Raw genomic sequence first — 20191 nt, forward strand, 5'->3', positions numbered from 1 at the left:
CGGCTACTCCGCGGCGGCCGCGAGCGGCGCCATGGGCAGCGCGACCCCGACCAGCGCGTCGCGGGTCACGATCGCGGCCAACTGGTCCTCCGACCAGCCCTCCGTCCCGGCCGGGCGCATCGGCAGCACCATCCAGCGGTAGTCGGCGGTGCTGTCCACCACCCGGATCTTCGTCCCCTCCGGCAGCACCGTGCCCCATTCCGCCAGCACCGCCCGCGGCTCGCGCACCGCCCGCGAGCGGTACTCGAAGCTCTTGTACCAGCCGGGGGGGTAGCCGAGCACCGCGCGCGGGTAGCAGGAACAGAGGGTGCAGACGACGAGGTGGTGCAGGCCGGGCCGGTCCTCCAGCACGCCGAGCGGCGGCGCGCCGGCCATGGAGACGCCCATGCGCTCGGCGGCCGCGGCGCCGTCGGTCAGCAGCAGGCGGCGCCAGTCCGGGTCCAGCCAGGCGCGGGCGACCATGCGGGCGCCGATCTCGGGGGAGGCGCGGTCGGTGCGCGCCTGCATCTCGGCGAGTTCCGCCTCGGTCACGATGCCCTTGGCCGCCAGCGCGGCGACCAGCCTCTCGAGCCGGGCGATGGAGTCGGGGCGGGCGGGGGCGCTCATCCCGCCCTCCGCCCGCCGCGGCGCGGGATGGCGGGAAAGCGTGGCGCGGCGGGCATCAGGCAGCCTCCTTGGCGGGCATTCCCGCGGGTTCCAGCCAGTGTTCGAAGATCTCGACCAGGACCGTGTCGCCCGCCTCGCCCTCCCGCCAGATCGGCGGCTGGTCGAAGAGGACGTGGTAGAGGACGCGCACCGGCGCCGGGCGGGCGAAGGCGAGGTCCTCCGGGTTCGGGAAGGCGCCGAGCACGGCTTCCACCCTCCCCTCCCGCCCGCGCAGGTAGTGCGGCGTGCGGATGTGGCACGGCCCGCGGCGCTCCGGCCAGTCGTCCTTCACCCGCACCCGGTCGCCGGCGGCGAAGCGGGCCCCGGCCGGCGCATGCCGCGCCTCGTGCTGGCCGGACTCGCCGGCGACCTGGCCGCCCGGGGATGCGCTCATGGGGGCCCCGCTCATGCCAGGTCCTCCGGCGCGACGATGCCCTTCTCCAGCATGATGCCGCAGAGCGAGGTCAGCCAGCGCTCGTAATAGGTGAGGGCGAAGTATTCGTCCTCGGGGATCGCCTCGATGCCCCGGCGCAACTCATCGACCGTCAGCAGCTTCTTCGCCGCCAGCACCTGGCGCAGCGCGTCGACGCGCCTGCCGAAGGCATCCGGCGGCGCCTCGTCGCGCTCGACCGGGCTGCAGCGGAAGCGGCTCAGGCCGCCCATGTCGTGGATGGCGGGGGTTGGCTCGGCGTCGCTCATGGGGGCGAAGGCTAAGTCGGGCGGCGGTGCCACGTCCAGGGCATGGACCCGGCGGGAGCGGCGGGCGTTGCACTGCAGCAACCCAGCGGAGCACCCCCATGCGCCTGCCCCTGATCCCGCCCGCCCAGCTCGACGCCGCGCAGAAGCCGCTGCATGCCGACATGCGCGCCGGCATCGAGAGCCACTTCAAGGGCTTCGCCACCATCGGCCCGGACGGCGCCCTGCTCGGCCCCTGGAACCCCTGGCTGCACTGGCCGGCGATCGGCGGGCCGATCTGGGAGCTGACCAAGGCGCTCTCCTTCCAGACCGGGCTGCCCAAGCCGGTGCGGGAGGTGGCGATCCTGGTGACCGGCGCGCATTTCCACGCGGCCTACGAGATCTACGCCCATGTGATCGCCGCCGAGCAGCGCGGCCTGCCGGATGCGAAGATCGCCACCATCGTCGCCGGCCAGCGCCCGGCCGACCTGACGCGGGAGGAGGCAGTGGCCTACGACATCGCCGCCGCGCTGGTCGGCGGCGGGGTGCTGCCGGAGCTGACCTGGAAGCAGGGAATCGAGGTCTTCGGCCGGGATGCCGCGGCCGAACTGGTCTACCTCGTCGGGCTCTACTGCCTGGTCTCCATCACCCTCAACGGCTTCGACGTTCCGGTGCCGGAGCCGGAGCGGGGCTGAGCGCGGCCTTCAGCGCGGCGCAGAGGGCGCCGAGGGTGAGCAGGGCATTGGCGGCGTGCGACCATTCCCACTGCGCCCGCAGCGCCTCCCACCCCTCGGGCAGCACGGTCCAGTGCCGCGTCGCCAGGTTGGTCGGGTAGGTCCAGACGAAGAAGACCATGAGGCCGGCGGCGAGCAGCAGGGCCGCGACCAGCGCCGGCCAGGGCGAGGCGGGCGGCCGCTGCTGCCGGTGCGCAAGCGCGAGGCAGGCGAGGATGGCCGCGATCGGGAAGCTGCCGGCCTTGGCCCAGCCGGCATAGGCGGCCTGGGCGGCGAGATAGGCGTCGCGCCCCATCGCCAGCTTGTTCGGCAGGGCGAGCAGATGCGCCCCCGCCGGGACGAGGGCGAGGGCGGTCAGCAGGACGGCGAGGAAGGCAAGGCGCGGCATGCCGCCCCGACGCGGCGGCGGGCGGCCGGGTTCCCGGCCGGACCGGTCGCGGCTCGCCATGGCGCGCGTCGACCGGTCCAGGTCCGGGTCGAGGCGAGCCAATCATGCCAACCCGGGAAAGGGCTGACCCGGCGGCGGGAGCCTACCGGACCGTGTCCGGCGCGGTTTGGATGGGCCGGTCTCAAGCCAGGCTGGTATGACGCCGCCCGGGTGCAGCCGCTCGCACGGCGGTTGCTCTACTCCCGAAATCCGGACTTCCGCTCGTAATGCTTTGCGTACTTGTCGGTGACGAGGTCGGTTTTGACCACCACGCAGACATCGGTGGTGTTGAACTGTTGGTCCAGCACCGCGCCGTCGCCGACGAAGCCGCCGAGGCGGAGATAGCCCTTCACCAGCGGCGGCAGGTCGTTGACCACCGCCTTCACGTCGAGGCCGGCGGGATCCAGCCGGTCCATCGGCACGTAGCGCTCCGGCAGGGCGCGCGGGCGGATCGGCGGCGGCGCCAGGTGATGCGCGTGGAGATAGGTCAGCATCGGCGCCAGCGCCTCGAGGTCGGTGCCGTGCAGGCTGGCGCAGCCGAACATCAGGTCGATGCGGTGGTGGAAGACATAGGCCGCGATGCCGCGCCAGAGGAGCTGCAGCGAGCCGCGGCTGCGATAGCCGGCATCGACGCAGGAGCGGCCGAGCTCCAGCACCTCCCCCGGCTGCCCGACCAGCCGGGAGATGTCGTATTCGGCCGCGGAGTAGAAGCGGCCGATGGCCTCCGCCGCCGCGCGGCGGATCAGCCGGTAGGTGCCGACGACCGATCCCGGCCCTTCCCCCAGGTCGTGGTCGACGACCAGCAGGTGGTCGGCGACGGCGTCGAACTCGTCGCGGTCGCGGCCGCTCAGCCGCGTCGCGGCATCGGGCCGGGCGCCCATCTCGCCGTAGAAGACGCGGTAGCGCAGCGCGAGGGAGGCATCGAGCTCGGCCTCGGTCTCGGCCAGGCGGACGCCGAGGTTGCCGGCGCGGATCTCGCCGAAGCCGGCCTCGCCGGCGATGGCGGCGCCGCTCATGCCGGCTCGCGCCCGGTGCGCGGGCGCGGCGCGCGGCGGGGCGCGGCGGGCTCGGGCTTCGGGTCGGGGAAGCGGCGGCCGAAGAGTTCCAAGCGGTGGTCCACCAGGTCGAAGCCGAGGCGGGCGGCGATCTCCTTCGCCAGGGCCTCGTGCCGCGCGTCGGAGAATTCGATCACCTTGCCGGTGTCCACGTCGATCAGGTGGTGGTGCGGGCCGTGCTCGGTCGGCTCGTAGCGGGCGCGGCCGCCGCCGAAGTCGTGCCGCTCGAGGATGCCCTTCTCCTCGAGCAGGCGGACGGTGCGGTAGACGGTGGCGATGGAGATGTGGCTGTCGCGCTCATGCGCGCGGCGGTAGAGTTCCTCGACATCGGGATGGTCGGCGCTCTCGGAGATGACGCGGGCGATCAGGCGCCGTTGCCCGGTCATCTTCAGGCCGCGGTCGATGCACAGCCTCTCGATGCGGGAGATGCCGTCGCGGCCGGCGGATGCGGGCGTGTCCATGCGGCTTCGAATGCGGCCCCTGGTGGTCGGGAGGCCATCATCCGCCCCCCTGCGGTGTCGTCAGGCCGAGGACCATAGCGCCCCGCGGTGCGCGCCACCATGGCGGAGCGCGGGCGGCATCGTGCCGGGGCCCGCCACCCCATCCTCCAGCGGGCCCGCGGGGTTCAGCCGAGCTTGGTCTGCTGCGAGGCAGAGGCGGCCGCGGCGGCCTCGCGCCGGGCGCCCCGGGCCGGGCGGCCGCGCGGCTTGGTGCCGAGGCCGATCTTCTTGGCGAGCGAGGAGCGATGCTTGGCGTAGTTCGGCGCCACCATGGGATAATCGGGCGGCAGGCTCCAACGCTCCCGGTACTGCTCGGGAGTCATGTTGTAGGAGGTCTGCAGATGCCGCTTCAGCATCTTCAGCTTCTTCCCGTCCTCCAGGCAGATCAGGTATTCGGGCGTGATCGACTTCTTGACGGGCACCGCGGGTTGTGGCCGCTCAGGCTGCGGCTTTGCCGCCGGCTGTCCCACCGAGGACAAGGTCCGGTAAACCTCCTGGATCAGGTTCGGCAGATCACCCAGCGACACCGGATTGTTGGATACATGCGCGGCGACGATTTCGGCGGTCAATCCCAGCAGGTCGGCAGAGGGAGCATCTTCAGCCATGTGACGCATCTTCCCGTTGATGGAGGCGGAGCTATACTGCCAGATGTGGCCGTTTCGCAACGCATATCGGCGATTCGCAGGACATCATCCGTTGAACTCTGTTTGCAAGCAAGAACTCAGCAGCGATCGGACGCTCGACATCACGTCGGAGACTTGTCCGATGACCTTCGTGAGAACGCGACTCGCACTTGACCGCATGCCGTCGGGGGCGACGCTGCTGGTCCGGCTGCGGGGCGAGGAGCCGCGGCGCAACATCCCGCGCACCGCGGTGGAGCAGGGCCATGCCGTGCTCGCCCAGCAGGATCTGCCGGACGGCGTCACCGAGCTGCTGCTGCGGAAGGGCTGACGCGACCGGAAGGGCAGGCCTTCAGTCCGCCGGCCCCGTCAGGTCGCGGCGCAGGACCAGGGCGTCGCTGCCATCCGCGTAGTAGCGCCGGCGCAGGCCGACGCGGGCAAAGCCCAGGCCCTCATAGAGTGCGAGGGCGGCTGCATTGCCGGCCGCGACCTCGAGGAACATCGCCTCCGCGCCCCGCGCCGCCGCGGCGGCCAGGGCGCCGGCCAGCAGCCCGGCGCCGAGTCCCCGCCGGCGCGCCGCGGGATGGACGGCCAGGGTCAGGATCTCCGCCTCCCCGGCCGCGGCGCGGGCGAGGATGAAACCCTCTCCCGGCCGCCAGAGGCCATAGGCGCCCGGCATCTCCAGCATCAGCCGGATGGCATCCGCCCCCCAGGCCTCCTCGCGCGGGAAGGCCGCGGCGTGCAGGACCGCGAGTGCCGCCGAGTCTGAGGCATGGGGGGTCTCGAAGGGGGGCTTCGCCCCCTTCGCGGGGCCCGGGGCGGAGCCCCGGTTTCCCGCCTGCATCACACGGTGGCCGGCAGCCGCACCGCCGGCGGCTCGACATAGAGCGGCCGGGCGGCGAGCCCCGGGATGCGCCCGGCCAGCCGCAGCGCCGCCACCCGCGCCGCCGCCGCGGCATCCGGCTGCCGGCTTTCCGTCGCCACCGCCTCGGCGCCGCGCGCGGCCAGCGCCTCGGCGACCTGCGACGCGGCATCGCCCACCAGGGCGACCGGGCCGGCCGGCGCCGGCAGGTCGGCCAGGGCGAAGACCGCGGGCGGCCCCTCCGGCGCCGCGGCGCCGGCGGCGAAGCGTTCCAGCACCACCCGGCCGCGGCGGTTGTCCACCGCCGACCAGACGGGCCGGCCGGCCGGCGGCAGGGCGGCGGCCAAAGCCTCCCCGGTCGTCACCCCGATCGCCGGCAGGCCGGCGGCCAGCGCCAGGCCCTGCGCGAGGGCGAGGGCGGCGCGGATGCCGGTGAAGCCGCCGGGGCCGACCACTGCGGCGACGGCATCGAGGTCGGCGGGACGCACCCCGGCCTCCCGCAGCACGGCCTGGACCATGGGCGGGAGGAGCGCGGCATGGCCGCGGTCGCCCTCCAGCAACCGGTGGGCACGCAACGCGCCGTCACAGAGCAGCGCGGCGGAGCAGCGGGCGAGCGAGGCGTCGAGGGCGAGGATCCACACCGGGCGGGTTCCCTGTCCCGGCAAGGCGGCCGGGGGCGCCAGCTCATACATCACAAGCTTGTGAAAAATCTGTGCACATGGTCAAGGCTGCAACGCCGGCGGTGAGGCGCCGGGCGGAAGCGCGCGCAGGCGTGACCGGGCGCGCCAACCCGCATCAGAGGGCGAGTTCGACCATGGCGGGGACATGGTCACTGGCCTGCGGCCAGCCGCGGGCGGGTTTCAGGACGACGTGGCGCGCCAGCTTGCCGGCGAGGTCGGGGCTGACCCAGACATGGTCGAGGCGCCGGCCGCGATCCGCGGCCTCCCAGTCCCGCGCCCGGTAGGACCACCACGTGTAGAGCTTCTCCTCCGCGGGCACGAAGTGACGCAGCGCATCGTGCCACTCGCCGGCCCGCATCCAGCCGGTCAATGCCTCGACCTCGACCGGGGTGTGGGAGACGACGCCGAGCATCTGCCGGTGCGACCAGACGTCGTGTTCGAGCGGCGCGATGTTGAGGTCGCCGACCAGCACGCTGCGCGGCTTCGCGCCGCGCGCCTTCGACCAGGCGGCGGCCTCGGCGACGAAGTCCAGCTTGTGGGCGAATTTCGGGTTGGCCTCGCGGTCCGGCAGGTCGCCGCCGGCGGGGACGTAGAAATCGTGCAGCTCGACCGGGCCGCCCGGCGCGTCGAGCGCCACCGAGATGTGCCGGCAATCGCCCCGGCCGCACCAGTCGGGCTCGCCCTCGCGCAGTTCGAAGGGCAGGCGGGAGAGGATGGCGACGCCGTTGTAGCCCTTCATGCCGCGGTGGGCGATGTGGGCGAAGCCGAAGGCCCGGATGTCCTCGAGCGGGAAGAGCTCGTCCGGGCACTTCGTCTCCTGCAGGCAGAGCACGTCGGGCTCCAGCGCCTTGACCAGCTCGCCGAGCAGCGGCCGGCGCAGCCGGACGGAGTTGATGTTCCAGGTGGCGATGCGGAGGGTCGGCATGCGCCGGCGCTAGCGGCTCCCGCTGGCTTGATCAAGGCGGCGGAAGGATGATCTCGTACTCGAAGCTCTCGCGCGGCGCATCGAGGCGGCACGCCGCCTCGTCGAAGTAGATGACGGTCCAGTCGGGCAGCGCCGCCTTCACCGCGCGGGCGATGGCAAGGCCCTCCGCAGCGAAGGCAGCGAGATCGAACTGCCCCGTCCGTTCCTCCGGCGGGAGATAGTCCTTGCTCTCCGTGTCATACCATTCCTGCCACCGTCGGATGCGGGCGATCAGCCCGGCATCGACGGGAAGCTCTTCGGCATGGCCCGCGCAACCGTCCGGATGCCACACGCCATCGGCGCAGTAGTCCACCATGATGCGGACCCAGCGCGCCTCGGCGAGGGAGAGTGCCTCCTGCGGCGGCTCCGCGCGGGAGGCCATTACACGATCCGGGTACGGACCGTGCCCACGCCCTCGACCATGCCCTCCAGCAGGTCGCCCTTCTGCACCGCGGCGACGCCTTCCGGCGTGCCGGTCATGATCAGGTCGCCGGGCGCGAGGCGGACGAGATGCGAGAGGTTCGAGATCACCTCCGGCACCGACCAGATCAGCTTTGAGAGGTCGGAGGACTGGGTGACCTTGCCGTTCACCCGCAACTCGATCCGGCCCTTCGAGACATCGACGCCGCGGGCCGGCACCAGCGCGCCCATCGGCGCCGAGTTGTCGAAGCCCTTGCCCATGTCCCAGGGGCGGCCGGTCTTCTTCGCCTCGTTCTGCAGGTCGCGGCGCGTCATGTCGAGGCCGGCGCAATAGCCCCAGACATGGCCGAGCGCCTGCTCCACCGGGATGTCGGCGCCGGCCGAGCCGATGGCGACGACCAGCTCCATCTCGTGGTGGAGCTGCTTCGTCATCGGCGGGTAGGGCATGTCGGCCTCGTTCACCACCAGGGCATCGGCCGGCTTGGTGAAGTAGAAGGGCGGCTCGCGGGTCGGGTCGCTGCCCATCTCGATCGCATGCTCGGCGTAATTGCGGCCCACGCAGAAGATCCGGCGCACCGGGAACATCTGGCTGCTGCCCTCGATGGGCACCGCGGCGACGACCGGCGGGACGATGACGTAGTCGGACATGCCGCGAGGAACTCCCTGGGATGTGGCGCGGATGCCATAGCAGCGCCTCCCGCCCCCCGGAAGTGCGGCCGGCTGAGCCCGAACACCTTGTATTTCGCTTCAAGTAATGCCGCTAACCCACGGAGAAAACGTGCAGCAGACAAAAAAAGCGCCCGGACAGGGGGGTGTCCGGGCGCCGTTGTTGCTTTTTTCCGATCGGAAAGGTCGGGCGAGCCGGCAGGGGAAACCGGCCTCGGCCACCGGGTCATTATAGGCGGCCCGGCCTGTGGATATTAGCGGAGGGCGCGTGCCGAAGCAAAAGGCTTTGCACGTGGCTGCCATGCGACTCTGCCGCATCGCGCCAGGGTCGCGCAGGTGTGACCCGACACAACCGCAACCAACGCAGCCCGGTCGGGCCTCACTCAGCCGCGACGGGCAAGGGCCGACCGGCCGATTGCCGGCCCGAGGCCCAGTCGGCGCAGGCCGCCCCGAAGCGCTCGAAGATGGCGCGGGAGACTGCATCCCGCTCCCAGTCGTATTCCGGGTGCCACTGCACGCCATAGGCGAAGCCCGGGGCATCCTTGACCCGCACCGCCTCGATCGTGCCATCGGGCGCCCAGCCTTCCGCCGCCAGGCGCGGGGCGAGGCGGGCGATGCCCTGGTTGTGCAGCGAGTTCACCGCGATCCCGGTATCGCCGGCGAGTTCCGCGACGAAGCTGCCGGGCTGCAGCCGCAGGCCATGCGCCTTGGCGGTGCGGATGCGCGGCAGCTTCTGGTCGGCCGGCGTCGAGTGGTCGATGCGCCCGGGCAGGTCCTGGATGCGCTGGTCGAGGCTGCCGCCGAGCGCCACGTTCAGCTCCTGGAAGCCGCGGCAGATCGCCAGCAGCGGCAAGCCGGCGGCGATGGCGGCCCGGATCAGCGGCAGGGTGGTCGCGTCGCGGTCATGGTCCTCGGGCGTGCCCTCGGCATGGGGCGGGCCCTGGTAGTGCTCCGGGCAGACATTGGACCGGCTGCCCGTGAGGATCAGCCCGTCGAGCCGCGGCAGGACCGCGGGCGCCAGCGCCTCCCCCGCCGCGGGCAGCAGCACCGGGATGCCCCCGACCGGGCCGAGCACCACGCGCACATAGCTGTCGGAGGCGGCGTGGTTCGGCGTGGCGAAGATGCCGAAGGGCTTCACGCAGCAGGAGATACCGATGAGCGGTTTCATCACGGTTCCAGCTTCATCCGCGAATGCGGCATGATCAAGGTGGTGCGGGGCGATGTGATGCAGTTTTCGCGCCATGCCTTGCCATGTCCTTGATCCGGCGCGGCGGATCACGCGGGAAAGATGGGCCGCCGGCGCCGCGGCGGGTGCCGCCTCTCCGCATGCCGGCCATGCGGCGCTACTGGATGCCCAGCGCCTCGCGGAAGCGCGGGTCGTTGAAGTCGAAGAGCAGCGCGGGATAGCGGGCGCCGTATTCGGGCTGGGAGAGGGTGACGCGCGTCTCCTGCCCCTGGGCGTCCACGACAGCCCATTGCCGCAGCTCGAAGGGATCCTCGGCAAAGACCAGCGTCAGCCGCCCCTCGGCCGGGGCGGCGGTGCGGAACAGCGTGACGCGCAGCAGCCCGCCGCCGCGCTCGACGCGGCTGACCGTGATCTCGCCGGAGAGCCTGAGGTCCTCCCGCAGCAGGATGCCGAGCGGCGTCGAGCCGATGGGCAGCGTCGTCGCCTGCACGAGCTGGCGGTCGAAGTAGAAGAACTGGCCATGGCTGGCGACCAGCAGCAGCGGCTCCGGCGGGTCGTACTCGAAGCGCATCCGGCCCGGGCGGACGATCCAGCCGGTGCCCTCGGAGGCGGCGCCGTTCTGCGCGATCTGCAGGAAGCGCGCCTTCAGGCTGGTCAGCCGGTTCAGCCAGGCCTCGGCGCGGGCGATGTCGGCCCGGTCCCGGTCCGAGAAGGGGCGCTGCTGCGCCACGGCGGGCAGGGCAGGCAGCAGGGCGGGCAGGGCGAGCAAGGAGCGGCGGAGCATCCCGCCACATCTGGACCGGGCGCTTCCCGGCGGAAAGCCCCGGCGCGTCGCGGCCCCGTCGCAATCGCTGACAAATCGTGAAGACCTGTGACAGGGCCGTGACCCCCGGTCGCGCTCGGGTTGTGTGACGGGTGCAGCCATCGCGCGTTGCAACGAGGTTCCGTCGCATGGCTACCCCGATGCCGCCCACCCTGCCGAGACTCGCCGCGCTTCGGACCGTCGCCATCCGGCCGCGGGCCGTGGTCGTGGTGCTGGCCGGGCCGGACCCGGTGCTGCTGGTCCGCTGCCTCGGCGCCCTAGCGCTGCAGCGCAGCGGCGCCGGGCTGTGGCTGGCGCCGGAGGCCTTCGGCGTGGTGGTCGCGCCGGACGGCGCGGCCGGGCCACTCTCCCGCGCGCTCGAGCGGCTGGCGCCCGCGCTGCCCTTCCGGCTGCGCCTGATGCCGGAGGCGGCGGCGCCGGGCTGGGCCCTGCGGGCGGCGATGGAGGAGGCAAGCGCCTGGCTCGGCGGCGAGGGCCCGATCCTGGTGACCGAGGCCAGGGCGGTGCCGGAGCCGCGCTGGGTCGCCCGCGCCTTCACGGCGCTCGCCGGCGAGGCCGACCTGGTGCTCGGGGAGGTGGTGCCGCCCGGCGCCCGGCCCGATGCGGCGAGCCGCCATGCCGCGCTGCTGGCCCGGCTGGGTGCGCGGCTGGACCCCGACCCGATCGAGCCGGCGCCGCGCCCGGCGCTGAATTTCGGCATCCGCGCCGGGCTGCTGGCGGCGGTCGGCGGGCTGCCGGCCGGGACCGAGGGCGGCCTGCCCGGGCTGCTCGCGGCGCTCCGCCGCCGCGATGCCCGCATCCGCCGGGCGCCCGGCCTGAAGGTGGAGGCCGCGCTGCCGCCGGCGCTGGTCGAGCCGGCCTTCGCGGTCTGGCGGCGGCTGCGGGCGCGGCGGGCGCTGCGGCAATTCTGGACCGCCGGGACGGGCGCGCATGCGCCGGAGACGCCGGCCTTCCGCCGCTGGGCGGCGCGGCTCGGCCTGCCGGCGGGCGCGCTCGGCCGGGCGCTGGCGGCACCGAGCTTCGGGCTGGCCTGGGCGGCGGTGGCGGCCGCGAGCCCGGTGCTGGCGGCGCGCCGCAGCCTGCCGCCGGCGGCCCTGCGGCGAGACATCCTCCTCGCCCGGCTGCTGCTGGCGCTGCCACGCCCGGCACCGATCGCCACCGAGGCGGCCGGCACCGGCGAGGGCAAGGCCGGAACGGTTTCCCGGTCGAAACCGCGTGATTGCCTGGTCCGATAAGTGCAGACTCCCGGCGGGCCGTTCGATTGTTTCCGCCCGCGCCAATACTTGCCATGGAATAGGTTTGCTGCTCACCTCCAGCGTGCCACTGCGGGGGAGCGTGCGGAATGATCGCTGTCAGGCCGATCCGACCCGGACAGGACAGCGATCCCGGCTCCCAGATGCAATGGCCGCCCTTGCCGCCCAGCCTGCGAAACCACCTGCTCGGCCTGCTGGTGCTGGTGCTCGTCCCCACCCTGGCGCTGGGCGCCGTCGCCGCGGCCCATGTCATGCGCAACTATCAGCAGGCGGTGAAGGACGGCCTGCAGGACACCGCGCGCGCCCTGGCCGTCGCGGTGGACCGGGACATCGAGGGCCGGCTCTCCACCCTCGCCGCGCTCGCCGCCTCGCCCCGGCTGGACGGCGGCACGGCGCACCTCGACGATTTCGCGCAGCATGCACGGCGGGCCGCGGCGGCGATCGGCGCCGCCATCACCGTGATCGACCCCGATTTCAGGCTGGTCTTCCACACCGATCTCGCGCCCGGCGAGGTCCTGCCCCCGACGGGTGCGACGGAGGCGGTCAGGACCGCCCTCGCCACCAGGCGCCCGGCCGTCAGCAGCCTCCTCACCGGGGTCGTCAGCGGGGTGCCGGTGGTCCTGGTCATCATGCCGGTGGTCCGCGACGGCACGGTCCGGATGCTGCTGGCGGCCCGGCTCGCGCCGGAGCGCCTGGCCCGCCTCCTGGCGGGCCAGGCGCCGTCGGATGGGGGCACCACGGCCGTGTTCGACGGCAATCGCCGGGTCGTCGCGCGCTCCACGGGCCAGGCCGACTGGGTGGGGCGGGAGGCACCGGACTGGCTGGCGGCGGCGCTCGCGGGCGGAGAGCAGGGCGTCGTCACCGGCAGCACCGACGAACGGGGCAGGCTGCTCGTCGCCTATCACCGCCTCGCCCTGGCGCCGGGCTGGGCCGTGACGGTGGCGGAACCCACCGCGGTCCATAGCCCCGTGCGGACCGACCCGGCGCTCGGCCTCGCCCTCGGCGGCCTCTCCATCTTCGGCCTGGGACTGGTGGCCGTCGGCGGGCTGCACCGGCGCGTGGTCCGGCCGATCGAGGCGCTGACCCGCCGGGCCGAGGCCCTGGTCACGCCCGGGGCGCCAGCCGTCAATCCCGACCCGGCCGGGGTGGCCGAGTTCGAGCGACTGCGCCGGAGCCTGCTCGAGGCCGAGGCGGCGCTGCAGGCGCGGGCAGCCGCCGAGGCCCGCTCCCGCAACGCACTGGCCGAGAGCGAGCGGCGCTACCGCCGGCTGGCCGAGACCGGCAACATGGTGCTCTGGCGGGCCGATCCCGAGGGGCGGCTGGTCCACTCGCATGGCTGGTGGCTGCTCACCGGCCAGCCGGCCGAAGCGGCGCGCGGGGATGGCTGGCTGGCGATGCTGCACGCCGAGGACGCCCCCGCCATGCGGGCCATCTGGCGCGCCGCGGTGGCCGCGCGGCAGCCCGCATCCGTCGAGTGCCGCGTCCGGACGCGGCTCGGCACGCTGCTCTGGGTGCGGGTGCGCGCCGTGCCGATCTTCGACGCGGACCACGACCTGGTGGAATGGGCCGGCGTGGTGGAGGATGTCGATGCGAGGCGCCGCGCCGAGCAGGTGACGCGCGACCTGCTCGCCACGCTCGACCTCGCCGCCGTGCTCGAGCGCGGGCCCGACGGGCGGATCCGGTTCTGGTCCGCCGGCTGCGAGAGGCTCTATGGCTGGACCGCCGCCGAGGCGATCGGCGCGCCGGTGCGCGACCTGCTGCGGCCGGTCTTTCCCGGACCGGCCGCCGCGATCGACGAGGCGCTGGCGCGCACCGGCGAGTGGAGCGGCGAGCTGCTGCACCACACCCGCACGGGGGAGGAGCGGATCATCCTCTGCCGCATGGTCCGGCGGCCCGGCGCGGAGGACCGGCCCGAGACCGTGCTCGAGGCGCTGATGGACATGACGGCGCTGCGCCGGACCGAGCGGGCGCTGCACGAGAGCGAGAGCCGCGTGCTGCGGGCCCTCGACGCCGCCCGCATCGGCGCCTGGGAATGGGACCTCGCCACGGACCGGCTCACCGGCTCCCCGGGGCGGGAGGAGGTGCTGCTCGGCCGGCCGACCGGCTTCCTCCGCTACCGCGCGGACGCGCTGGCCCTGATGCATCCGGCGGACCGGCAGCAGGTCGTCGAGGCCATGGAGCGGATACAGACCGGCGCGAGCGCCACCCTCGATGTCGAGTTCCGCATCATGCACTCGGATGGCGGCATCCGCTGGCTGCGCTCCGTCGGCCGCGCCACGCTCGGGCCGGAGGGCGCGCCGCAGCGCGTCAGCGGCGTCTCCATCGACGTGACCGACCAGCGCGCGGCGCGGCAGCGGGAAGTGCTGCTGGCCCGCGAGGTGGACCACCGGGCGAAGAACGCGCTGGCCGTGGTGCAGTCCGTGCTGCGCCTGACCTCGATGGAGGAGCCGCGGGCCTATGCCGCGGCGGTCGGGGCGCGCGTCTCGGCCCTGTCGCGGGCGCATTCCCTGCTGGCGCGGGAGGGCTGGGCCGGCGCCGACCTGCGGGCGCTGATCGAGCGCGAGGTCACGTCGCAGGCCAGCACGAGCGAGGCGGTGACGCTCGACGGGCCGGAGCTGCGGCTGGCGGCGATCGCCGTGCAGCCGGTCGCCATGGTGCTGCACGAGCTGGCGCGGAATGCCGCGCAGCATGGCCCCCTGTCCCGCGACGGAGGCCGGCTGCGCATCGCCTGGCGGGTCGGCCGGCGGGAATGGGAGGACGGGATGCTGCGCCTGTGCTGGCAGGAGACCGGCGGCCCTGCCCCGGCCGCGCCGCCGGCGCACCGCGGCTTCGGCCTGCGGGTGATCGAGGCGACGATCCGCAGCCAGCTCGGCGGCAGCCTCGAGATGCGCTGGACCGGGACCGGCCTCGACTGCGAGATCGCGCTGGCCCTCGCCCGCTGGTCGGCCGAGGATGCGGACGGGGCACAGGCGGCCTGAGGCGTGCCGATGCCCGGAGGACCGCATGGTCCGCAGGGCTGAATCGGCCCGCCCAACATACAAGGCGTGCCGATGACCGAAGGGCCGGAGGGGTCCCCACGAAGCAGCGCCTCGTGGGGTGCCCCGGATGGCCCGGAGGTCTGAATCGGCTCGCCCAACATACAAGCGCCGGCCGGGCGCTCAGCGCCCCGGGGAGGCGGCGGCCGGCGGCAGCCCGGCCGGCATCTGCAGGGTCCGGTACCCCGCCGGCGCCTGGAACCGCGCCGGGTCCTGCGGCCCATAGGCGACCGCGACCGCCTCCACCGCGCCCGCGCGTTCGCCCTGGCCGCCGCTGCTGCGGAGCATGACGCCGTCCGCGGTGAGGCAGGTCTCGCCCCGGTTGGCGCCGTCCTCGTAGCGCCAGGCGGTGCAGGCCTGGCCGGCGATGGTCGCCGTGCCGGCACGGGTGAAGCGGGCGCTCGCCGGCGGCTCGGTCGGGATCGAGAGCCCGCCCGGACCGCCCTGCAGGGGCAGTTCCATGACCACGCGCTGCGCGTCCATCACCATCAGCATGCGCCGGTTGGCGCGGTCCACCACCGACCAGCCCGGCACCGGCGCCATCTCCACCCGCAGCTTCTGCGCGGCGGCGAGCCAGGCCATGCTCATCTCCCGCCCCGCCGCCTGGCCCTGCGTGACGCGGTAGGTGACGGCGACGTCGCGCGTCGGGACGAAGAGCGGCCGCTCCTCGGCCGCGGCGGGCAGCGCCGCAAGGCCGAGCAGCGCGAGCGCGGCGCGGCGCATCAGTCCTCCTCGCTTCGCCGCGCCAGCACCTCGCGCTTGCCGACATGGTTGGCCGGGCCGACCACGCCCTCCTTCTCCATCTGCTCGATCAGCTTGGCCGCGCGGTTGTAGCCGATGTTGAGGTGCCGCTGGATGAAGGAGGTGCTGGCCTTGCCCTCCCGCGTCACCAGCGCGACCGCCTGGTCGAAGAGCCCCTTCTCGCCATCCGAGGCGCCGGCGATGCCCGAGAGCGACAATCCCTCGCCGCCGCCCTCGTCGTCATCGGTCTCGGTGACCTCCTCGACATAGGCCGGCTCGCCCTGCTCGCGCAGGTACTCCACCAGCCGCTCGACCTCGGCATCCGAGACGAAGGGGCCGTGCACGCGCGCGACGCGCCCGCCGCCGGCCATGTGCAGCATGTCGCCCTGGCCGAGCAATTGCTCCGCGCCCATCTCGCCGAGGATGGTGCGGCTGTCGATCTTGCTGGTCACCTGGAAGGAGATGCGGGTCGGGAAGTTCGCCTTGATGGTGCCGGTGATGACGTCGACCGAGGGCCGCTGCGTCGCCATGATGACGTGGATGCCGGCGGCGCGCGCCATCTGGGCGAGGCGCTGCACCGCCGCCTCGATCTCCTTGCCCGCCACGATCATCAGGTCCGCCATCTCGTCGATGACGACGACGATCATCGGCAGCGGGGCGAGGGCGAGCGGCTGCTCCTCGAAGACCGGCCTGCCGGTCTCCGGGTCGAAGCCGGTCTGCACCTTGCGGGTCAGCACCTCGCCGCGCTTCCTCGCCTCGCCCACCTTCTCGTTGTAGCCCGCGATGTTGCGGACGCCGAGCTGGCTCATGGCGCGGTAGCGCCGCTCCATCTCCCGCACCGTCCATTTCAGCGCGCCGATCGCCTTGGGCGGCTCCGTCACCACGGGGGCCAGCAGATGCGGGATGCGGTCATAGACCGACAGCTCCAGCATCTTCGGGTCGATCATGATGAAGCGGCACTCCTCCGGCCCGAAGCGGTAGAGCAGGCTGAGGATCATGGTGTTGATGGCGACCGACTTGCCCGAGCCGGTGGTGCCGGCGATCAGCAGGTGCGGCATGCGGGCGAGGTCGGCGATGACGGCATTGCCGCCGATATCCTTGCCGAGGGCGAGCGGCAGCCGGCCGGGATGCCGCACCCAGTCCTCCGAGCCCATCATCTCGGAGAAATAGACCGTCTCGCGCTTGGCGTTCGGCAGTTCGATGCCGATGACGTTGCGGCCCGGGACGGTGGCGATGCGCACGGCCGTCACGTGCATGTTGCGGGCGATGTCGTCGGCGAGGCCGATGACGCGGGCCGACTTGGTGCCCGGCGCGGGCTCGAGCTCGTAGAGGGTGACCACCGGCCCCGGGTTGATGGCGGCGATGCGGCCTCTGACGCCGTAATCCTCCAGCACCTGCTCGAGCAGCCGGGCATTGGCCTGCAGCGCCTCCTCGCTCGGCCGGCCCACGCGCTTGGCGGGCGGCGCCTGCAGCAGGTCGAGCCCGGGCAGCCGCCAGGGCTCCTCGCCCGCGAGCGGCAGGATCTCCTGCCGCGACGGCGCCCTGGCGGGCCTGGCCGGCGGCGGGGGCGCGGCGATGCGCACGGGCTTCGCCGCCGGGCGTTCCTCAGGCGGCTCCGACTCGGGCGGGTCGACGCGCGGCTCGCCACGGGGCTCACCACGCGGCTCGCCCCTGGGGCGCCGGCGCCCCTCGGCCGCCGCATCGGCGGCGCGCAGCACGGCGGCGAGGTCGGCGCCCGGCTCGGCGGGCCGCCGGCGGCGGCGGAAGAGCCGGCCGAGCGGCGCGGCGAGGCGCGCCAGCAGCCCGGCGCCGGCCCCGCCGGCCCGCGCCATGCCGCCGGCCGAGGCGCGGGCGGCGCGGCCGAGGCGCAGCCATTCCGCCGGCGAGAGGCCGAGCGCGCCGATCGAGAGCAGCACGGCGAGCGTCCCGAGCGCGCCGGAGGCGACCAGCCCGCCGAAGGGGCCGAGCATAGCCTCGGCCGTGTCGTGCACCAGATGCGCGACGACCGTGCCGCCCGCGCCGCCGGGGCCGGCGAGGCCCGGCAGGCCGGGCGGCAGGGGCAGCAGCGTCATCGCCGCGCCCGCCGCCGGCAGGGCGGCGAGCAGCGCGGCGAGGCGCGCGGGGACGAGGCCGAGGCCGCGATGCGTCGCCAGCCGCCAAGCCCAGGCGAGCAGCGCCAGGCCGGGCAGCGCCCCGGCCCAGCCGAAGCCCTGCAGCAGCAGGTCGGCGAGGATGGCGCCGGCCGGCCCGACCAGGTTGGTCGTCGGCCGTGCGGTGGCGGTGGAGAGGGAGGGATCGGCCGGGTCGTAGCTGGCCAGCGCCACCAGGAGCGCGAGGCCGGCCAGGCCGCAGCCGAGGCCGAGCAGCTCGAAGAGCCGGCGGCGGATGGCGGCCTTGACGGCGGGCGAGGCGAAGCGTCGCACCGCGGAGGCCGAGGTGCTGGTCACGGAGGCACGGGTCGCGGGCATGCGCGGCGAATGTCCGGCTATGAATCGACCGCAAGGATAGCGGGCAAAGTCTTGTCGGAGAATGGAATCCTGAGCCGTTCCGCCGACGCCCTCCGGACATGCGAAGGGGCGCCGGCCTCGCGGCCGGCGCCCCGCCCCTGCGTCGTCCCGGTGCTCAGAAGATCTTGCTGAGCGTGAAGAGCACCCGGCCCTCGCAGATGCGCTGGCCGTTCGTCGCGCGGTCGGCGACGGGGGCGCATTCGCTCTTGCGGATGTTGGTGTCGTACCAGGCGACGGTCGCGGTGACGCCGGCATAGATCTCGCGCGAGACGCCGATCGAGTACCAGAGGTAGTCGGGCGTGCCGAAGCGCGGGTTGTTCTGGATCCACTGGTAGCCGAGCCGGCCGGAGGCGGTCAGCTCGAAGGGCAGAGTGACGTCCGCGCCGCCCTCGACGTAGTTGCCGGCGCCCGAATGGCCGAAGAAGTTCGGCGAGTAGTTGTAGGCGGCCAGGATCTTCACCGGGTCGATGGTGTAGTTCGCCTTGATGGCGATCTCCTGGTACTCGTTCAACTGGGTGCCGATCGCCTTGTCCTGGCCGGGATAGGTATAGGCGATGTAGCCGATGTCGAAGTTGATGCCGCCGAACTCGAAGCGGTAGCCGGCCAGCAGGTCGAGCTCCTGCCGGGTGTCGTTCCAGGGGCTCGCCAGGAATTTCGCGTTGGAGAGGAAGGCGCCGACATAGACGCCGCTCTCGTGCTGGATGTCGAGCGTACCCTGATAGGCCCAGTTGTTGCGGGTCTGGCTGATGCCGCGGAACAGGTAGTCGTTCGAGATCGCCGGGGTGGTGGTGACGGTGAGCCCGAGCGATTCGATCTGCTGCTGCGCGGCGGCCGGCAGGGCCGGCAGGACGAAGGCGGCGGCGGCGAGCACGGCGCCCCGCAGCAGGGCAGCGGGCCGCTGCAGGAGCCCGGAAAGCTGTGGCATCTCTTGTCTGTCCCCTGATTGTGGCGGTCCCATGGGACCGTTCGTATAAAGAAACTTTTTGGCAGGCGAAAAAAGGGGAGGAGGCGCCTCGCCTCCTCCCCCGGATGCCTCAGGCCAGGCGCTCGCCGTGCTGGGTGACGTCGAGGCCCTCGCGCTCCTCCTCCTCGGCGACGCGCAGGCCGACGATGACGTCCACCACCTTCAGCAGGATGAAGGTGACGACCGCGGTGTAGAGGAAGACCGCGCCCACCGCCTCGGCCTGGATGATGAACTGGTCCATGCTGCCGGAGTAGCCGTCCGGCGTGGCCGGCGTGGCCGACAGCGCGCCATAGGCGAAGACACCGGTCAGCAGGGAGCCGACGATGCCGCAGACACCGTGCACGCCGAAGGCGTCGAGGCTGTCGTCATAGCCGCAGAGGTGCTTGAGCGCGGTCGCGCCCCAGAAGCCGGCAAGGCCGGCGACCACGCCGATGATCAGCGCCGGCACCGGCAGGACGAAGCCGGAGGCCGGGGTGATGGCGACGAGGCCGGCGACGGCGCCCGAGATCGCGCCGAGGACGGAGGGCTTGCCCTTGGTCGCCCATTCCGCGAAGAGCCAGGCGAGCGCCGCGCCGCCGGTCGCCACCTGCGTGACCAGCATCGCCATGCCCGCGCGGGCGCTGGCGCCGACCGCCGAGCCCGCATTGAAGCCGAACCAGCCCACCCAGAGCAGCGAGGCGCCGATCACGGCGAGCGCCAGGTTGTAGGGGGACATGTTGTCGGTGCCGTAGCCGACGCGCTTGCCGAGCACGATGGCCGCGACCAGGCCGGCGACGCCCGCATTGATGTGCACCACCGTGCCGCCGGCGAAGTCGAGCGCGCCGAGGGCGAAGATCCAGCCGTTCGGGTGCCAGACCCAGTGCGCGATCGGGCTGTAGATCAGCAGCGTCCAGAGGATGTTGAACAGCACCAGGGCGCTGAACTTCATCCGGTCGGCGAAGGCGCCGGTGATCAGCGCCGGGGTGATGATGGCGAAGGTCATCTGGAACATGCAGAAGACCGTCTCGGGGACGGTGGTGGCCACCGCCGCGTCGCCGCTGCCCAGCGTGAAGGGCTTGTCCCAGCCCTCGGCCAGGCTGGAGAGGAAGAGCTTGGAGAGGTCGCCGACATAGGCATTGCCCTCGCCAAAGGCGAGGCTGTAGCCGACCACCATCCAGCACACCGTGACGATGGCGGTGATGGCGAAGCTCTGCATCATGGTGGCGAGCACGTTCTTCTTGCGGACCATGCCGGCATAGAAGAGCGCGAGGCCGGGGATGGTCATCATCAGCACCAGGGCGGTGCTGGTGAGCATCCAGGCGGTATCGCCGGTGTCGATCTTCGGGCCGTCTTGGGCCAGGGCAGGCGCTGCGAACAGCAGCGCGGCGGCCGCTCCGGCCAGCGCGCGTGCGGGCATCCTCATTGGTTTTGTCCCCTAGTATGCGTGAAGAAGCG

At 73.2% G+C, this 20191-nt stretch carries 22 protein-coding genes; 4 read left to right on the forward strand and 18 right to left on the reverse strand.

All coding sequences use genetic code 11. The features are described from left to right. Positions 1-3: 3 nt before the first annotated feature. From Q7A36_RS15895 to Q7A36_RS15905, 3 genes are read right to left on the reverse strand one after another with little or no spacing between them, the layout of a single operon-like run. On the reverse strand, positions 4-606 hold the full coding sequence (locus tag Q7A36_RS15895; RefSeq protein ID WP_305104702.1) for a nitrile hydratase subunit alpha: 603 nt from the start codon (positions 604-606) through the stop codon (positions 4-6). A 55-nt stretch (positions 607-661) separates the two neighbouring features. Then, entirely contained in the window at positions 662-1039 is a 378-nt protein-coding gene (locus tag Q7A36_RS15900) for an SH3-like domain-containing protein (RefSeq protein ID WP_305104703.1), read from the reverse strand. Between the two features lie 11 nt (positions 1040-1050). Further along, positions 1051-1344: an SH3-like domain-containing protein gene (locus Q7A36_RS15905; RefSeq protein ID WP_305104704.1), complete on the reverse strand. Its 294-nt coding sequence runs from the start codon at positions 1342-1344 to the stop codon at positions 1051-1053. 98 nt (positions 1345-1442) lie between these two features. Here Q7A36_RS15905 and Q7A36_RS15910 point away from each other — a divergent pair, with 98 nt between their 5' ends. Continuing rightward, on the forward strand, positions 1443-2015 hold the full coding sequence (locus Q7A36_RS15910; protein ID WP_305104705.1) for a carboxymuconolactone decarboxylase family protein: 573 nt from the start codon (positions 1443-1445) through the stop codon (positions 2013-2015). On the opposite strand, the gene Q7A36_RS15915 is transcribed toward Q7A36_RS15910, so the two are convergent. The 4 genes from Q7A36_RS15915 to Q7A36_RS15930 form a co-directional block, all read right to left on the reverse strand. Beyond that, on the reverse strand, positions 1972-2544 hold the full coding sequence (locus tag Q7A36_RS15915; protein WP_305104706.1) for a hypothetical protein: 573 nt from the start codon (positions 2542-2544) through the stop codon (positions 1972-1974). The genes Q7A36_RS15910 and Q7A36_RS15915 overlap by 44 nt on opposite strands. Positions 2545-2678: 134 nt before the next feature. Continuing rightward, a complete protein-coding gene (locus Q7A36_RS15920) occupies positions 2679-3497 on the reverse strand; it encodes a GNAT family N-acetyltransferase (RefSeq protein ID WP_305104707.1) in 819 nt (272 codons plus the stop codon). Next, the gene (locus Q7A36_RS15925; RefSeq protein WP_305104708.1) at positions 3494-3997 is read right to left on the reverse strand and encodes a Fur family transcriptional regulator; all 504 of its coding nucleotides are present in this window, start codon (positions 3995-3997) and stop codon (positions 3494-3496) included. The genes Q7A36_RS15920 and Q7A36_RS15925 overlap by 4 nt, the downstream gene beginning before the upstream one ends. Before the next feature lie 164 nt (positions 3998-4161). Beyond that, positions 4162-4641: a MucR family transcriptional regulator gene (locus Q7A36_RS15930; protein WP_305104709.1), complete on the reverse strand. Its 480-nt coding sequence runs from the start codon at positions 4639-4641 to the stop codon at positions 4162-4164. 91 nt (positions 4642-4732) lie between these two features. On the opposite strand from Q7A36_RS15930, the gene Q7A36_RS15935 reads away from it, so the two are divergent. After that, entirely contained in the window at positions 4733-4987 is a 255-nt protein-coding gene (locus Q7A36_RS15935; RefSeq protein ID WP_305104710.1) for a sulfurtransferase TusA family protein, read from the forward strand. A 21-nt stretch (positions 4988-5008) separates the two neighbouring features. On the opposite strand, the gene Q7A36_RS15940 is transcribed toward Q7A36_RS15935, so the two are convergent. The 7 genes from Q7A36_RS15940 to Q7A36_RS15970 form a co-directional block, all read right to left on the reverse strand. After that, complete coding sequence (locus Q7A36_RS15940) at positions 5009-5500, reverse strand: GNAT family N-acetyltransferase (protein ID WP_305104711.1); 492 nt, start codon at positions 5498-5500, stop codon at positions 5009-5011. Next, on the reverse strand, positions 5500-6159 hold the full coding sequence (tsaB, locus tag Q7A36_RS15945) for a tRNA (adenosine(37)-N6)-threonylcarbamoyltransferase complex dimerization subunit type 1 TsaB (protein WP_305104712.1): 660 nt from the start codon (positions 6157-6159) through the stop codon (positions 5500-5502). The genes Q7A36_RS15940 and tsaB overlap by 1 nt, the downstream gene beginning before the upstream one ends. A gap of 154 nt (positions 6160-6313) precedes the next feature. Further along, positions 6314-7123, reverse strand: a complete 810-nt coding sequence (locus Q7A36_RS15950; RefSeq protein ID WP_305104713.1) for an exodeoxyribonuclease III — start codon at positions 7121-7123, stop codon at positions 6314-6316. Between the two features lie 31 nt (positions 7124-7154). Further along, the gene (locus Q7A36_RS15955) at positions 7155-7544 is read right to left on the reverse strand and encodes a hypothetical protein (RefSeq protein ID WP_305104714.1); all 390 of its coding nucleotides are present in this window, start codon (positions 7542-7544) and stop codon (positions 7155-7157) included. Continuing rightward, complete coding sequence (locus tag Q7A36_RS15960; protein WP_305104715.1) at positions 7544-8230, reverse strand: fumarylacetoacetate hydrolase family protein; 687 nt, start codon at positions 8228-8230, stop codon at positions 7544-7546. Before Q7A36_RS15960 ends, Q7A36_RS15955 begins: the two co-directional genes overlap by 1 nt. A 397-nt stretch (positions 8231-8627) precedes the next feature. Further along, positions 8628-9416, reverse strand: a complete 789-nt coding sequence (locus tag Q7A36_RS15965; RefSeq protein ID WP_305104716.1) for a gamma-glutamyl-gamma-aminobutyrate hydrolase family protein — start codon at positions 9414-9416, stop codon at positions 8628-8630. A gap of 175 nt (positions 9417-9591) precedes the next feature. Then, positions 9592-10218: a LolA family protein gene (locus Q7A36_RS15970; RefSeq protein WP_305104717.1), complete on the reverse strand. Its 627-nt coding sequence runs from the start codon at positions 10216-10218 to the stop codon at positions 9592-9594. A 167-nt stretch (positions 10219-10385) separates the two neighbouring features. Here Q7A36_RS15970 and Q7A36_RS15975 point away from each other — a divergent pair, with 167 nt between their 5' ends. Both Q7A36_RS15975 and Q7A36_RS15980 read left to right on the forward strand, forming a co-directional pair. Then, positions 10386-11492 carry a hypothetical protein gene (locus Q7A36_RS15975; protein WP_305104718.1) on the forward strand — a complete coding sequence of 369 codons (1107 nt, stop codon included), beginning with the start codon at positions 10386-10388 and terminating at the stop codon, positions 11490-11492. Positions 11493-11599: 107 nt separating this feature from the next. Continuing rightward, positions 11600-14488, forward strand: a complete 2889-nt coding sequence (locus Q7A36_RS15980; RefSeq protein ID WP_305104719.1) for a PAS domain-containing protein — start codon at positions 11600-11602, stop codon at positions 14486-14488. A 180-nt stretch (positions 14489-14668) separates the two neighbouring features. Here the strand turns inward: Q7A36_RS15980 and Q7A36_RS15985 are convergent, their stop codons facing one another. The 4 genes from Q7A36_RS15985 to Q7A36_RS16000 form a co-directional block, all read right to left on the reverse strand. Continuing rightward, positions 14669-15268: a DUF4412 domain-containing protein gene (locus Q7A36_RS15985; RefSeq protein ID WP_305104720.1), complete on the reverse strand. Its 600-nt coding sequence runs from the start codon at positions 15266-15268 to the stop codon at positions 14669-14671. Continuing rightward, positions 15268-17754: an FtsK/SpoIIIE family DNA translocase gene (locus Q7A36_RS15990; protein WP_305104721.1), complete on the reverse strand. Its 2487-nt coding sequence runs from the start codon at positions 17752-17754 to the stop codon at positions 15268-15270. The genes Q7A36_RS15985 and Q7A36_RS15990 overlap by 1 nt, the downstream gene beginning before the upstream one ends. A gap of 154 nt (positions 17755-17908) precedes the next feature. Further along, a complete protein-coding gene (locus Q7A36_RS15995; protein ID WP_305104722.1) occupies positions 17909-18718 on the reverse strand; it encodes a TorF family putative porin in 810 nt (269 codons plus the stop codon). Between the two features lie 109 nt (positions 18719-18827). Next, complete coding sequence (locus Q7A36_RS16000; RefSeq protein ID WP_305104723.1) at positions 18828-20159, reverse strand: ammonium transporter; 1332 nt, start codon at positions 20157-20159, stop codon at positions 18828-18830. Positions 20160-20191 lie beyond the last annotated feature (32 nt).

The sequence above is a fragment of the Paracraurococcus lichenis genome (genome assembly GCF_030657435.1).
In the GTDB taxonomy this organism is placed as follows: Bacteria; Pseudomonadota; Alphaproteobacteria; order Acetobacterales; family Acetobacteraceae; genus Paracraurococcus; species Paracraurococcus lichenis.